The sequence below is a fragment of the Microcoleus sp. FACHB-SPT15 genome, from assembly GCF_014849525.1.
GTDB classification, from domain to species: Bacteria; Cyanobacteriota; Cyanobacteriia; order Cyanobacteriales; family Coleofasciculaceae; genus Symplocastrum; species Symplocastrum torsivum.
This window is the reverse complement of record NZ_JACJNU010000027.1, coordinates 1-13,277: the sequence shown is the minus strand read 5'-3', so window position 1 is coordinate 13,277 and position 13,277 is coordinate 1. Positions and strand designations below refer to the sequence as shown.

Annotated in this window: 13 protein-coding genes; 8 read left to right on the top strand and 5 right to left on the bottom strand. The window is 44.6% G+C overall.

Annotated features, from left to right (window positions below; translation table 11 throughout):
- Positions 1–208: 208 nt before the first annotated feature.
- Positions 209–595 (bottom strand): hypothetical protein, encoded by a 387-nt coding sequence (locus tag H6F98_RS08270; protein ID WP_192218195.1) that lies wholly within the window; start codon positions 593–595, stop codon positions 209–211.
- A gap of 298 nt (positions 596–893) precedes the next feature.
- The gene (locus tag H6F98_RS08265) at positions 894–1,082 is read right to left on the bottom strand and encodes a CsbD family protein (protein WP_192218194.1); all 189 of its coding nucleotides are present in this window, start codon (positions 1,080–1,082) and stop codon (positions 894–896) included.
- Positions 1,083–1,424: 342 nt separating this feature from the next.
- Between H6F98_RS08265 and H6F98_RS08260 the strand changes: the two genes are divergently transcribed.
- On the top strand, positions 1,425–2,048 hold the full coding sequence (locus tag H6F98_RS08260) for a TVP38/TMEM64 family protein (RefSeq protein WP_192218193.1): 624 nt from the start codon (positions 1,425–1,427) through the stop codon (positions 2,046–2,048).
- A gap of 116 nt (positions 2,049–2,164) precedes the next feature.
- Positions 2,165–3,022, top strand: a complete 858-nt coding sequence (nudC, locus tag H6F98_RS08255; protein ID WP_199348368.1) for an NAD(+) diphosphatase — start codon at positions 2,165–2,167, stop codon at positions 3,020–3,022.
- Positions 3,023–3,041: 19 nt separating this feature from the next.
- On the opposite strand, the gene dndE is transcribed toward nudC, so the two are convergent.
- The gene (gene dndE / locus H6F98_RS08250) at positions 3,042–3,440 is read right to left on the bottom strand and encodes a DNA sulfur modification protein DndE (protein WP_192218192.1); all 399 of its coding nucleotides are present in this window, start codon (positions 3,438–3,440) and stop codon (positions 3,042–3,044) included.
- 47 nt (positions 3,441–3,487) lie between these two features.
- Complete coding sequence (locus H6F98_RS08245) at positions 3,488–3,634, bottom strand: hypothetical protein (protein WP_192218191.1); 147 nt, start codon at positions 3,632–3,634, stop codon at positions 3,488–3,490.
- A gap of 531 nt (positions 3,635–4,165) precedes the next feature.
- On the opposite strand from H6F98_RS08245, the gene H6F98_RS08240 reads away from it, so the two are divergent.
- The 4 genes from H6F98_RS08240 (at position 4,166) to H6F98_RS08225 (ending at position 7,662) form a co-directional block, all read left to right on the top strand.
- Positions 4,166–4,306 carry a hypothetical protein gene (locus H6F98_RS08240; protein WP_192218190.1) on the top strand — a complete coding sequence of 47 codons (141 nt, stop codon included), beginning with the start codon at positions 4,166–4,168 and terminating at the stop codon, positions 4,304–4,306.
- A gap of 149 nt (positions 4,307–4,455) precedes the next feature.
- Positions 4,456–4,872 (top strand): type I secretion C-terminal target domain-containing protein, encoded by a 417-nt coding sequence (locus H6F98_RS08235; protein ID WP_192218189.1) that lies wholly within the window; start codon positions 4,456–4,458, stop codon positions 4,870–4,872.
- A gap of 893 nt (positions 4,873–5,765) precedes the next feature.
- Entirely contained in the window at positions 5,766–6,551 is a 786-nt protein-coding gene (locus tag H6F98_RS08230; protein WP_192218188.1) for a PEP-CTERM sorting domain-containing protein, read from the top strand.
- A gap of 385 nt (positions 6,552–6,936) precedes the next feature.
- Positions 6,937–7,662, top strand: a complete 726-nt coding sequence (locus tag H6F98_RS08225) for a peptidylprolyl isomerase (protein ID WP_192218187.1) — start codon at positions 6,937–6,939, stop codon at positions 7,660–7,662.
- 347 nt (positions 7,663–8,009) lie between these two features.
- Here H6F98_RS08225 and H6F98_RS08220 read toward each other — a convergent pair whose 3' ends face one another.
- Positions 8,010–8,258 (bottom strand): hypothetical protein, encoded by a 249-nt coding sequence (locus tag H6F98_RS08220; protein ID WP_192218186.1) that lies wholly within the window; start codon positions 8,256–8,258, stop codon positions 8,010–8,012.
- Between the two features lie 290 nt (positions 8,259–8,548).
- Here H6F98_RS08220 and H6F98_RS08215 point away from each other — a divergent pair, with 290 nt between their 5' ends.
- Both H6F98_RS08215 and H6F98_RS08210 read left to right on the top strand, forming a co-directional pair.
- Entirely contained in the window at positions 8,549–11,500 is a 2,952-nt protein-coding gene (locus H6F98_RS08215) for a peptidase domain-containing ABC transporter (RefSeq protein ID WP_192218185.1), read from the top strand.
- A gap of 78 nt (positions 11,501–11,578) precedes the next feature.
- Positions 11,579–13,156, top strand: a complete 1,578-nt coding sequence (locus H6F98_RS08210) for an HlyD family efflux transporter periplasmic adaptor subunit (RefSeq protein WP_192218184.1) — start codon at positions 11,579–11,581, stop codon at positions 13,154–13,156.
- Positions 13,157–13,277: the final 121 nt, after the last annotated feature.

Here is a 13,277-nt window from a genome sequence, read left to right as displayed (position 1 = left end):
ATGAACTTCAATGATTTTCTGGCGAAATTCAATGGGATGAGGTTTCATTGGTGATTTTTATAATTGATGTACTTGAATTATATTGTGCCTCACAAGTGTGAGAATTGCTATAAGTCCTTTCTTCCGTAACTCTTTAAGGACTTCTCTAATCACTTTAGCTAACATCCAATGCCTGAATTGTAGTGGATCAGAAGTATGAATTAAAGAACTACCTCTGAAAGCAACAAAGTACTCCACTATTTTCATCAATGACTGTTTGCCAATTCAGATCCCTTGAGCCATTTTCCCACTCAAGGTAATCTAACTTATGTGCCGAAAAATAGATAGCTCCAAAAAGCAGTTCCAGCGCTAATCTCAGCGAAGCAAAAGCCTGTCTATACATTCCACAGAGAAGCAAGAGACAGCTAAACTCTACTTGCTCAAGTGAGTGATCGAGCATATGATTTTCTTGACTAGACGGGATAACATTCAGCCAATCTTGTATAGAAGCTGAGTAATCATGAACTTTCCCAAGAAAATCACAGTAGTCAACAGATTCATCAAAAATGGTTTGAGCAGCTTTACTTATAGCCTCGTAGTATTCTTTAGCTTTCACTGTATGCTAATCATTTGATAGTCAAGTTTCAACATTCATATTCCCGCTACTTAAATTATATAAAGTACGATTCCATATTGCAGTAGGTTGGGTTGATGTAGGAAACCCAACATCTCATCATTCACTCTACCTGCACCAAGAAACAACCGACAATTACACTAATAGTGAAAAGAGATTCAGCTTAGTTCATGAGGCGACCTCCTCCACGCTATGTGATCGCAAACATGAACAGTGAGAGCGGGTAGGTTAGTTTTGGCTGAATATAGAGGCTGGTGCGCTCGCTCGTCTTAGTTTGAGTTTAGGTACGGTCTATAAACCGCTTTGCACGATCTTTTAGGTTTTCTTTAGTGTGTTGAGCTGCCGCTTGTGCCTGCTTAGTCTGACCTTCAACTTTCAGCCTAGGGTTACCTGTTAGTGCCCCCAGCGCCTCTTCTAACTTTCCTTCAAGATTTTTGACACTAGCTTCGATTCGATTCTCAATACTCATCTTGCTCTCCTTAACGGGTTAAGGGCTAAACCAAAACCGTTGACTTTCTCAAGGGTTATTATTAACAAACCTAGCCTTAGATTAACTGCCTAATCAGAGCTTCCTCATCTTCCCTAAGGGGCAATTTTTAACTTTTACAAGAGGTAAGGCAAAAGATTGAATTGGATTACGCTTCTTACTTCCCTTGTTCAATGTCTTAAGAGAACACACTTCGCGATCGCACCTTTATCAAACTGGTGTCAGCGTTTGCAATAAAAGTGATCGTCCCATCACTGTGTGAGCAATTTAATGCCACCATACCAAATAGACATCGAGTGATTGAGCCGAATGAAGTACAACTGGATGAAAACTCTTCGCTGGGTTCTGATTGGGGTTCTCATTGCTTTAGCAATTTGGCTGCTCAACAAATTTGGCATTGAGCAAGTTCGAGAACAGGTTGAGCGCTTTGGCATCTGGGCACCTGCGATCCTGTTCGGACTGCGGTTTACCAGCATCATTTTGCCAGTCCTTCCAGGAACAGCTTACGCAATTTTAGCCGGGGGTGTGTTTGGGTTTGTTCAGGGATTACTGGTGGTTGCTCTAGCTGATTTATTATCCTGTACGTTCAACTTCTACATTGCTCGTCGCTACGGACGTGGTTTAGTTGAACGGTTTGTCGGTCAGCAATTTATGGAAAAAGTCGATCGCCTTGCTCAACGACATTTGGAAGGCAACTTTTTCCTGATGACGGGCTTTTTAATGACAGGACTATTTGATTTTGCTGCTTATGCCGTAGGACTCACTCAAACCCGTTGGCAAAGCTATTTCATAGCCCTAATTGCCAGCATTCTTATTGCTAAGCCACTTTGGGTCGCAGCAGGAGCGGGAATATTTGAAGGCAGCCAGTTATTCTTAGGCTTTGCCCTACTCGGAGCCTTCGGCATCGGCATTGTGACAGCCGTTGTCCAACGACGCACTCAGGATTGATGACCATCCGATTGAGTGCGAGCGCTCCCCGCCGATTTTCTGTGAAGCAGAAGTGAGATCGAGTACCCATCTGAAGAACAGCTAGGGACTCGATTGCAGTGATACGATGAAGGCGATTGTCTGCGGTACGTTACGCGATCGCACTAAGAGTGGATATGCATAGAACCTTCATCCCTGGCATTACTCACCCGGCCCTACAGTCTGAACCTGCTTGGTGGTTCGCGTTTGTCGGCAATAAGTTGCTAGTTCGCCCTGAAGGAACACTCAGCACGATTCCCAACCTAATCAGCTTGTCAGAGATTGGCTTGGTGCCCGTGCGGACTCAATTTCTCGGTACCCTGGATAATCAGCCTTGTTATTCGGCGGAATTACCCAAGGATGCGATCGCACCTGATGGCTTGACCTTGCGGGGACTGCGTGAATTGTATGGAATGTTAGACGAAGACTTGTTTGTGCTGAGTGGTCGGGCTATTCAGATTGTGGAATGGGCTCGTACTCATCAGTACTGCGGACACTGTGCAACTCCAACAACGCAATTACCCCATGAACGTGCCAAGCGTTGTCCTAAATGCGGATTAGTCAATTATCCTCGTCTCTCGCCTGCGGTCATTATGCTTATCTCTCGTGGTGAAGAACTATTATTAGCTCGTGCCCCTCGATTTCCAGCCGGAATGTACAGTGTACTCGCTGGGTTCGTAGAACCAGGAGAATCCCTGGAAGAGACAGTGGTACGGGAAGTGCGCGAGGAAGTTGGGATCGAGGTCAAAGACATTCGCTATTTTGGTTCACAACCCTGGCCGTTTCCGAACTCGCTGATGATTGGATTCACAGCCACCTATGCCAGTGGTGATATTGTGATTGAACCAGAAGAATTGGTGGATGCCGCTTGGTTTAGCAAGCACAACTTGCCGCAGATTCCTCCTAAACTGAGCATTGCCCGAAAACTCATCGACTGGTTTGTCTCGACGCACTAAAGTGATTTGCCATAGTTTTTTACAACACTCTCTGAGGCGGCATAGCTACAGCAATCAAGTCTTCAATCTTTTTAAGATTTGAATCGCCTGCCAAATAGCCAATACCTCGATGCAGGTGGAGGCGAAATTGGGTAGCCAGGGTATCTTTATCAAGAGGCAAGCCATCATTATGGCAGCGTTGTTTAAGGGCAATGAGTAGAATATCGGCGATGTCTCCTCCGAAGACACGCCAACTCATTTCTACATTGCTGTCTTGAGGAATGGGGACAGGTGAGGGGATGCTGGGTTCAGCGAGGGAACGACAGAATGCCCAACGGCAGAGGATGTTCCATTGGTCAATTTTGGTGTTGCGTTTGAGTTTGGTGAGTTGGTCTTTAGCGCTTTGAGAAAGTTTGATGCGATCGATTGGGGATTCCATGTTTGATGAACAAATTACCAGAAATAACGAGCAGGTTCAGTGGTGGGTTACGTATAGGGTGAGTCGTATTTTAGAAGATACTCCTGTGCGATCGCATCTTGCTTCCATAACCTTCCCACTTCGACTTTACCAATATGAATCAGTACCACAGAGTTGACCAAGTTGGTACAACGAGCGATCGTGAAACTCTGCAAACTTGCCTCCAACTGTTTTGGAGATGAACAAGCGGCAATGGAAGCACAGGAGCAAAAACAATCAAACTTTGAAAATTTGCTAAAACCAGGGCTGACTTCACAATTTTCACATAATTACCTGAGTAATTATGAAATTTCAGTAAAGATGCCAGATTTTTGGCGTAAAAGAAAGCTTTTCCTCATTCTGTTGACGCTTCTTCAGTAAAATTTTAGGTGTCTCTCTCGTGAGAGTATGGAATTATAGGCTGGCAAATCTAGATTGTGATTGAGTTTTCCGTGACAGTACGGAACAAACAACCTGTTAATTCAGCAAGGCTTTGCCTAGAGTGCTGAGATCGCTATCAAGACGCAGCACAATTAGGGTGCAACTGGGGTAACTACACTCAAAAAAACCAAAGCGTACCACTGTTGTCGATGAACGTATCAAAAAAGAAGAAAACTCAGGCTAGTGAAAGCACAAGCCTTGCTTTAACCACTAGTGGATTTGTAGGGGGCAGATTAACTCGCTCTCCATTCTTCCTATAGATGCCTATGTCACTTGCTGAAATCATCGGCACAGCCGGGGATAATGAGTCGAGTATTACGGCGAATGGCAGTATCCTCACAGGTGTTTATGAAATTGGTTATCAGGGTGCTGATCAAATTGTCAATAGCTATCTGCAATTACTGTAGGATAGCTCGGATATTAGTGTTCAAATTGATTCCAATGGTATTGAATGATGCTTTTGCCTTAGAACGATGGCTATTCCAGAAAAGGTAATAGCAACAGATTTAAACGTGGTTGTACAAAATGTAGTTATCAGCATAGCTGAGGTGACAAGATGACGGTTAGTACGAATAGCACTACCCTCACCCTCATAGGGTCTAATGATCGAGATACGCTCATAGGTACTAGTGGTCACGATATTATCATCGGTGGTCTTGGCGGTGACACCTTGACAGGTGGGGCGGGTTTTGACCAGTTCGTTTACGAAAGCTTTAGTGACCGGACTGACAAAATCACTGACTTTAACCCTGACGAAGATATGGTTGTCTTGACGGATGTGTTTGCAGAGATTGGCTATCAGGGGATTGACCCCATTGCCGACGGCTATCTGCAATTTGTGCAGACTGGCTCAGATGCCAGAGTGCAAATCGATCCTGATGGAGTCGATGGTTTCCACGCATTCAGAACAATGGCTATCTTAGAAAATGTGACAATAGAGTCTTTATCTGTTGGTAGCAACGTGATTGTCTAGGCTTTAACAATTAGAGTTCGGCGCGTTCTTCAAAACTGCCTCTCCTCCTTCCTAGTTCTGTCTACCCTCTTCGCTCTATCTAAGACATGAGGAGTGGGTAGTAGGGAGTGGAGGAGGGGCTTTTTTTGCTTCTTTATGCGCTAAGCGTATGTAGTGGATGAGGTACAAATTTCTAGGTTTTCGGGAATTGGGAATGGGGAATTGGCAAGAAACTTAGATGTACCTCACTGATACGAGAAGTGCTATATCCCTCTTCTGTCACTCTCCGAAAACTTTTGCCATTGCTGAAGTCTAGAACTAACCTATGGTAGGCGATCGCAGACTTTTTCCTTCATAGAAATTGATCAGAGTAGGGAAATTGCCAAAATTAGATGGGCAAACGCTGTATTCCCTAATATACCTCCTTTGTAGAAAATATTAATAATAGGAAAAACCGGAGAGTGACAGAAGAGGGATATAAAGGAATGATGAAGAGAATTGTTTGGGCTTTATAAGGATTTCATAAATAGCTTTATAAAAATCTCACAAAATATTCATGAGAACTTTATGAAATCCTTCAAAATTTTTATCACAATCTAATAGATGCAATTCCCTGAATGTTTAGGATTAAAGTCTAACAAAAATTTAGTATATTTGCTAACAACCATGAAATGATTACCCGTACTCGAACCCCTAATTATATTGAATTGGTGAAGATTACGTAGTTTCACTAGCAGAGCAATCTCAAGTAGGTCAGTATTTACTTATAAACAAAGCACAGGATTTTTGAAAGCAGGGATGTTACGAGAGATTGGCAGCCTCTACTAGGAGAAATTTTCTTGCATTGGGATATTACGATCGCAATCGGAAATCTTCTTATTGTCAATCTCCAGCTCTAAGCATGAAAGAAATCTATGTTTTTCTCCACATCCTCCATGCATTTCCCTATAAAAGCTGGTATCGTTAGCCTCCTGAGTCTGGCAAGTCTATTTAGTGCTGGTTCATCCTCAGCTGCAGTTCTCAATGGTAGTTTTGAGACGGGCGACTTTAGCGGTTGGCAAACGTTTGGTCAAACTTCTATAGAAACGGTTGAATTTGGTACTAGCCCAACGGAAGGAACTCAGCAAGCTCTGTTAGATACCTTCTGCCCAGGTTCTGAAGAAAGCTGTCAGGACAATGCCGCTGGACTAGCAGCCTTTCTTGGTCTAGAAATGACTGACTTAGATGAGATCGGACAAGGGGAAGTATTTGAAGGTTCAGCGATAAAAACCACCTTGACGGTAGAATCTGGAGATACTTTGACATTTGATTGGAATTTCTTCACGGAGTTCAAGGAGGCAGAAGAAGAATATAACGACTTCGCCTTTGTCACACTCTCGGCGACAGTCCTTGCCGATACATACTCAACATTTCCAGATTCTCTAATAGACCTAACCAAGTTTCGCTACCAAACGGGATATCAAACTTTCAGCTATACCTTCACGACAGCGGGAACATACACCCTAGGCATTGGCGTCGCTGAGTTGGGTGATGGGTTGGACGAAGCAGGATTGTTAGTCGATGATGTGGTGATAGCTAGCACGCCTCCTGCTACCGATGTTCCTGAACCGACTTCTATCCTGGGTGTACTAGCACTTGGTGTTTTGGGCTTTGCTTCGCGGCGATGGCAGCAACATAGCAAGGATGAGCGTAGCCATTAGGCAAACGAGATAAGTATAGCGGCTATCCACTTAAGACGGGACAGCTTGATAGGACGATGGGGTGATTGGGGGAGTCTCTATGTACATTCTCCCTACCTCCTCATCACCCTGATTGTCCCACTTTAATTTGGTAGCTATATTGCTTAAGAACGCTTCATCTGTAGTTAAGTTTTCGCCTAAATTCTTAACAAGGTGGTGAACTTCTCGTGGAGTTGACACAATATAGCGGTTTCCTGGAGAGATGAGATACAGCTCAGGTGTGTGAAACCTAGGCAGAGCAAGGAAAACACCAAAGCTGATAGCTGACGGCTTCCTGCTATAAAATAATGAAGTGGTACTTCCTGGGTTCCACCAACGATTCATAAAGGAAGATAATTGTTCTGGAATGACCACAGTTTTACAAGTTGGCGATCGCACAATTACAGTAGAAGAAATTATTCCCTTATTAGCTGGCTACCAGCTACTACCGCCCTTACTACGGGAAATTATTATTGATCAAGCGATCGCATCAGTAGAGTGTACACCTGAAGAAAAGACAAAAGCCTCTGGGCAGTTCTTTGAGCAAAATCAAATTACTGATGAAGCCGCTCAACAAGCGTGGGCAGCACGGCAGGGAATGACTTTAGTACAGCTTGAAGCCCTAGCGACACGCGGGCTGAGAATTGAAAAATTTAAACAAGCCACTTGGGGGCATAAATTAGAATCCTATTTTCTGAGCCGCAAAGCCCAGTTAGACCGAGTTATCTACTCCCTGCTTCGCACTCAAGACCCAGGAATTGCCCAGGAACTCTACTTCCGAATTGAGGAAGGAGAACACTCGTTTGCTGATTTGGCACGAGAGTATTCCCAAGGACCAGAAGCGCAAACTGGTGGGTTAATTGGTCCCGTTGAGCTGAGTACACCTCACCCCACACTTGCCCAAATGCTGCGGATAACCAAACCCGGTCAACTATGCCCTCCAACACGGTTAGGGGAATGGCTTGTTATTGTCCGCCTAGAAAAATTTATGCCCGCTCAACTTGATGCACCAATGTGTCAACGACTGCTGAATGAGTGCTTCAATACCTGGCTTTCTGAACAACTAAATCAACAATTAGCTGTAGGTCATTAATTGATTTAGTTGCGAGTAACCGCTACTTGTCCCATCACATTCTCCAGCAAAATCCCTTCAACAGCAGAATTTGCGATCGCTTACAGTATTAATGTTGCTACCAACAATACGACATACTATTTAAGAATTTTTAGTTAGCCTACATTTGATTGTTTGTCATAGGCAGCACGAACAAAACTGTTAACACAATGCCAGTTGCTTGGCTAGGGCATGGGATAAGTAATTGTGATTAGGGAGAAATACCCAATCGAGTTGCTATTCTCTAGGTAAGAGTAAGCTCGTTTATTGGCTTATAAACTCCGTCGTTCTACCCCGATCACGCTGAAATTACTGCAACCTGGAGAAAATCATTGGCTAGATGAGCTTGGTGCGGGTAGTACCTTGTGAACAGCGATCGCATCTACACAAGCCTTGTGCATTACCTTCAGTGCAACTGACTTCTTTGCCCTACTGGATTCAGAAACCGAATTTGCTAATGCCTTGCGATCGCAAAGCAGGAGACAGAATCTCCAGTAGCGATTCCCTTCAGAGGAAAACAATAGATCGTCTTGAACGTGGGAACTGGCGACAGGTAATTGGGGAAAAGAGACTTTCATATTGACAGTTCTGTATGACAGTTCATGAAGTCTCTTGCATAAACAGCAAAGAAAAGAGTGATAAATATTACAGCTACATCCCAAAAGTTGACGTTTGCAAGAACTGTAATACCTATCATCTGCTTACCAGTAGATAGTTAGCAGACGAAGGGTTTTTCCCAATCCTCGATTTAAACTTTTTGTTAAGAACTACACGGAGGAAAGCTTTATTTAAAGTTAATAGAGATCGAAGAACGTCTGAATCCTATATATCCTAATCTTAAAGCTAAGGGCTAAATGCTATCTGACCAATGACCTATACGACAACCATTCAAGAATTTTTAGCTAGCCTACCTCCGTTTGATTGCTTGTCATCGGCAGCACGAGCAAAACTGTCAACACAATGCCAGTTGCTTCGCTACCGCATGGGTCAGGCGATTGTGATGAAGGAAAAAATGCCCAATCAGGTCGCCATTCTCTATGAAGGGCAAGCTCGTTTGTTGGCTTACGAACCCCGTCGTCCTGCCCCAATCACGCTGAAGTTGCTGCAACCTGGAGAAATCCTTGGCTGGGTGAGCTTGCTTCGGGGAGTTCCTTGCGAAACAGCGATCGCTTCTACGGAAGTTGTTTGTCTCACCATCAATGCGACTGACTTCTTTGCCCTACTGGACTCAGAACCGGAATTTGCTAACGCCTTCCGATCACATTGCGCCTTGATAGAACTATTCGACCTCTTAAGTGCAGAACTAGAGAGACGAGCCACTGGTGACGCGAATCTCAAAGAATTAACCCTCCAGGCTTGGTCAGAAGCAGTAATCTGCAATTTGTCACGCGGTAGGAAGTATGACCAACTCGACCGCAATCGGCTGTGGTTCGTTAGTGGTGGGGGGTCAACCAATTTACCCGTTGGTTCCTGTCTCAATGCTGAAGCCGTTGCTGCGCTAGAAGTGAAAGGGTCAGGAAACACTCGTCTAGTCGGCATTCCAGCTAACCTGCTTTCCCCAAACACCGAAACATCCTTACCTGAATCGCTGGCAACTAGCCTCACTCTCGAAGAAATCCCTTACGCCGAGCCATCTACTGCTCAGAACTTTGTTGATGATGAGCAAGGCAAACGAAACCATCCTGTTTTTCGCGGTAGAGGGCCAGTTGATTCAACCTTAGCCTGCTTCCAAATGCTCTGTCAGCATTTTGGGATGCCCTTCCGACGCGATACAATCCGCCGCGTCATTGCCAACCAACAGTCGCGCCACGGCAAACTCTCCCTCCAGCACTGTGGTGCGATCTCCGACATGATGGGATTGAGTGCCCAACTGGTAAATGTACCTGGAGTTGCAGTCAGTCGCTTACCTACCCCAGCCTTGATCTACTGGCAAGATAGCTTTGCTGTCCTTTATGAAAGTAGCGAACGGGAAATAGTGTTAGCTGATCCCACCAGTGGGATTAAGCGCATCAAACCCGGCAAGTTCATCAGCAATTGGGGTGATGAAGGGCAAGTTCTACTACTCAAACCCACTAAAGACACACCGAAGCAGCGGTTTGGACTGAATTGGTTTATCCCTTCCCTGATTCGTTACCGCAAAGTCTTAGGGGAAGTGTTGATTGCTTCCATTTTTGTGCAACTGTTTGGTCTAGCGAATCCGTTGATGATTCAGGTCATCATCGATAAGGTTATTGTTCAAAACAGCATCGATACCCTGCATGTCTTGGGAGTTTTCCTGGTTGTCGTCGCGATTTTTGAGGCAGTTTTAACGAGTTTACGCACCTACTTGTTTGTTGATACGACAAACCGGATTGACCTCGCGCTGGGTTCAGAAATTATAGATCACTTGTTGCGCTTGCCTTTGCGGTATTTTGAAAGCCGTCCGGTTGGAGAATTAGCAACTCGTATTAATGAGTTAGAAAATATCCGCCAGTTTCTCACCGGGACAGCCTTAACCGTTGTGTTAGATGCTGTCTTTTCGATTGTCTACATCGTCGTCATGTTCATCTACAGTTGGGTGCTGACGTTGGTGACATTAGCAGTGATTCCCTTATTTGTGTTTCTTACCTTTGTTGTTTCGCCAATTGTGCGGCAACAGCTACGCACCAAAGCGGAACGTCAGGCGGAAACACAATCCTATTTAGTAGAGGTTTTATCGGGGATTTCCACGGTTAAGGCACAAAATATTGAATTGCGATCGCGCTGGAAGTGGCAAGAGCGTTATGCTCGTTATGTCACCGAGGGCTTCCAAAATGTTTTGACTTCTACAGCCGCAAGTTCAGCTAGCAACTTTTTGAACAAACTCTCTGGCTTATTAGTTTTGTGGGTTGGAGCCTATCTGGTACTCGCTGGGGAGTTAACCTTAGGACAGTTGATTGCTTTCCGGATTATTGCAGGCTATGTAACAGGACCCTTGCTACGCTTAGCTCAAATCTGGCAAAACTTCCAGAGTACAGCTCTATCCCTAGAACGCCTTAGTGATATCGTTGATTCGCAGCAAGAAGCAGATGAAGAAGACCGTAACAATATTCCCTTACCCGCTGTTCAGGGTGCAGTGAAGTACGAAAATGTCTCATTCCGTTTCGCGACTACTGGTCCTCTACAGTTGAACAATATCAACCTAGAAATTCCAGCAGGTACCTTTGTTGGCATTGTTGGGCAAAGTGGTTCTGGTAAAAGTACCCTGACGAAGCTATTACCCCGACTGTATGACCCAGATGCAGGGCGAATCATCGTTGATGGTTATGACATTGGTAAGGTCGAACTGTATTCACTGCGGCGTCAGATTGGGATTGTTCCTCAAGAAACACTCTTATTTGATGGCACAGTGCAAGAGAATATCGCCTTGACAAATCCCGATGCGAGTTCTGAGGAAATCATCGAAGCGGCTAGGATAGCGGTGGCGCATGAATTTATTATGAGCTTGCCTAACGGCTACAACACTCGTGTTGGGGAGCGGGGTTCCTCACTATCTGGGGGACAACGACAACGAATTGCGATCGCTCGAACCGTTCTGCACTCGCCCCAGCTTTTGATTTTAGACGAAGCCACCAGTGCGCTGGATTATGACTCGGAACGACAAGTGTGTCTCAATTTGGCTCAAGCCTATCAAGGACGCACCGTCTTTTTCATCACCCATCGCCTCAGCACCATTCGCAACTCTGACCTGATTTTAATGATGGATAAAGGAGCAATCGTCGAGCAAGGCACTCATGACGACTTAATGGCTCAAAAAGGTCGCTACTATTGCCTCTATCGGCAACAAGAAGCTGCCGTTTAAGGGAAGAAACTTTCCTCTTATCTCCCCCTGTCTCCCCTGCTCCACACTCTCCTACTACCTCACACTATCTTGACCGCTATGAACCAGCAAAATGGGTTAAAACTCAACCAAAAACTTGCTTTAGGAACACCATCTGTTTCTAATCCCAGTGTTCAAGTCAGTACAGCAGAACAAAATGTTCGTCCCCAAAGCCACACCAATGGGAACGGCAAATTTGACCAATCTGTAATTTTGCGACAGTCCAAAAACTGGTCACGCGCAATTCTCTGGACAATTGTTGGTGTCACAACCTTCGGGATTATTTGGGCAAGCATTGCCAAAATTGAGCAAGCCGTTCCTGCCCAAGGTAAGCTAGAGCCACAAGGTACGGTTAAGGAAATTCAAGCCCCAGTTGGTGGAGTCGTTACAGAAATTCATGTCGAGGAGGGACAGCACGTTGAGAAAGGCGATTTGCTCCTCAGCCTTGACCCTACGGCTACTCAAGCTCAAGTCACGTCTCTGAGCAAAATTCGGGCATCTTTAATTAAAGAAAATCAGTTCTATCGCAGTCAACTGAATGATTCCGCTGCTCCCACAATTACAGAGCAAGAGCTATCAGAACTACAAATTCCACCAGAACTCGCTTCTCTTACAAAGAGTCGCAAAGCACTGATTGCTGAGAACGAACTGTATCGCATCGAACTTAATGGTGATACGAGGGGAACTAATCTCACCCCAGGACAACGGGAGCGTTTGCGATTTTCTTCAGCAGAACTCAATTCGCGTGTTGCTGCCAGTCGGTTGGAAATTGGACAACTAGAAAGACAACTCAACCAGAATCAAGTTCAGCTAGCCAATTCAAAAAGTCGCTATGACGTTGAGCGGGGCATCCTGAATGAGATTACACCACTAGCAGAGCAAGGAGCTGTTCCCCGTATCCAGTTCCTCAAGCAGCAGCAAGAGGTGAAAACCCGTCAAGCCGAGGTAGATCAGCTTCTTCAGGAACAAGCACGGCTGGACTTAGATATTTCCCAAGCTAGGCAACAGCTAGAAAATACCATTGCTCTTTCTCAGAAAGACTTAACGACTCAAATTGCCACAAATGAAAAACAACTCGCTGAAATTGACAGCCAGATCAATAAATTCATTGTGGACAATCAGCAGAAGATTACGGAAATTGATAGCCAGTTGAGTCAAGCCAAGGTGAACTTGGGCTATCAGGAGCTACGTTCTCCAGTCTCCGGAAAAGTCTTTGATATGAAACCTTCTGCTCCTGGCTTTGTTACAAATACAACTGAGCCGATTCTCAAAATTGTTCCTGAAGATGCTCTAGTTGCTAAAGTTTATCTTACTAATAAAGATATTGGTTTTGTGAGAGAAGATATGCCAGTAGATGTCAGGATTGATTCATTTCCTTTTAGTGAATTTGGGGATGTAAAAGGAGAATTAGTTTGGATTGGTTCTGATGCGTTACCACCCGATCAAATTCGTCCGTACTATACTTTTCCTGCCAAAGTTCGGTTAAACCAGCAGTCACTACAGATTAATGGTCGTAAGATAGCGCTACAATCGGGGATGTCTGTTAGCACGAATATTCGAGTACGCGATCGCACTGTGTTGAGTATTTTTACCGACCTATTTGTTGATAAAACTGATAGTTTGAAAAATGTGCGATAAATCATTTCGGTTCTTCAGTACTTAGTATGCTAAATATATAGCGAAACAAGAAAAGAAGAGATAAATTTAGTGTATCTAAGAGTGAGCAAACCCTGACTGACATTGACAGATGAGGCGCATT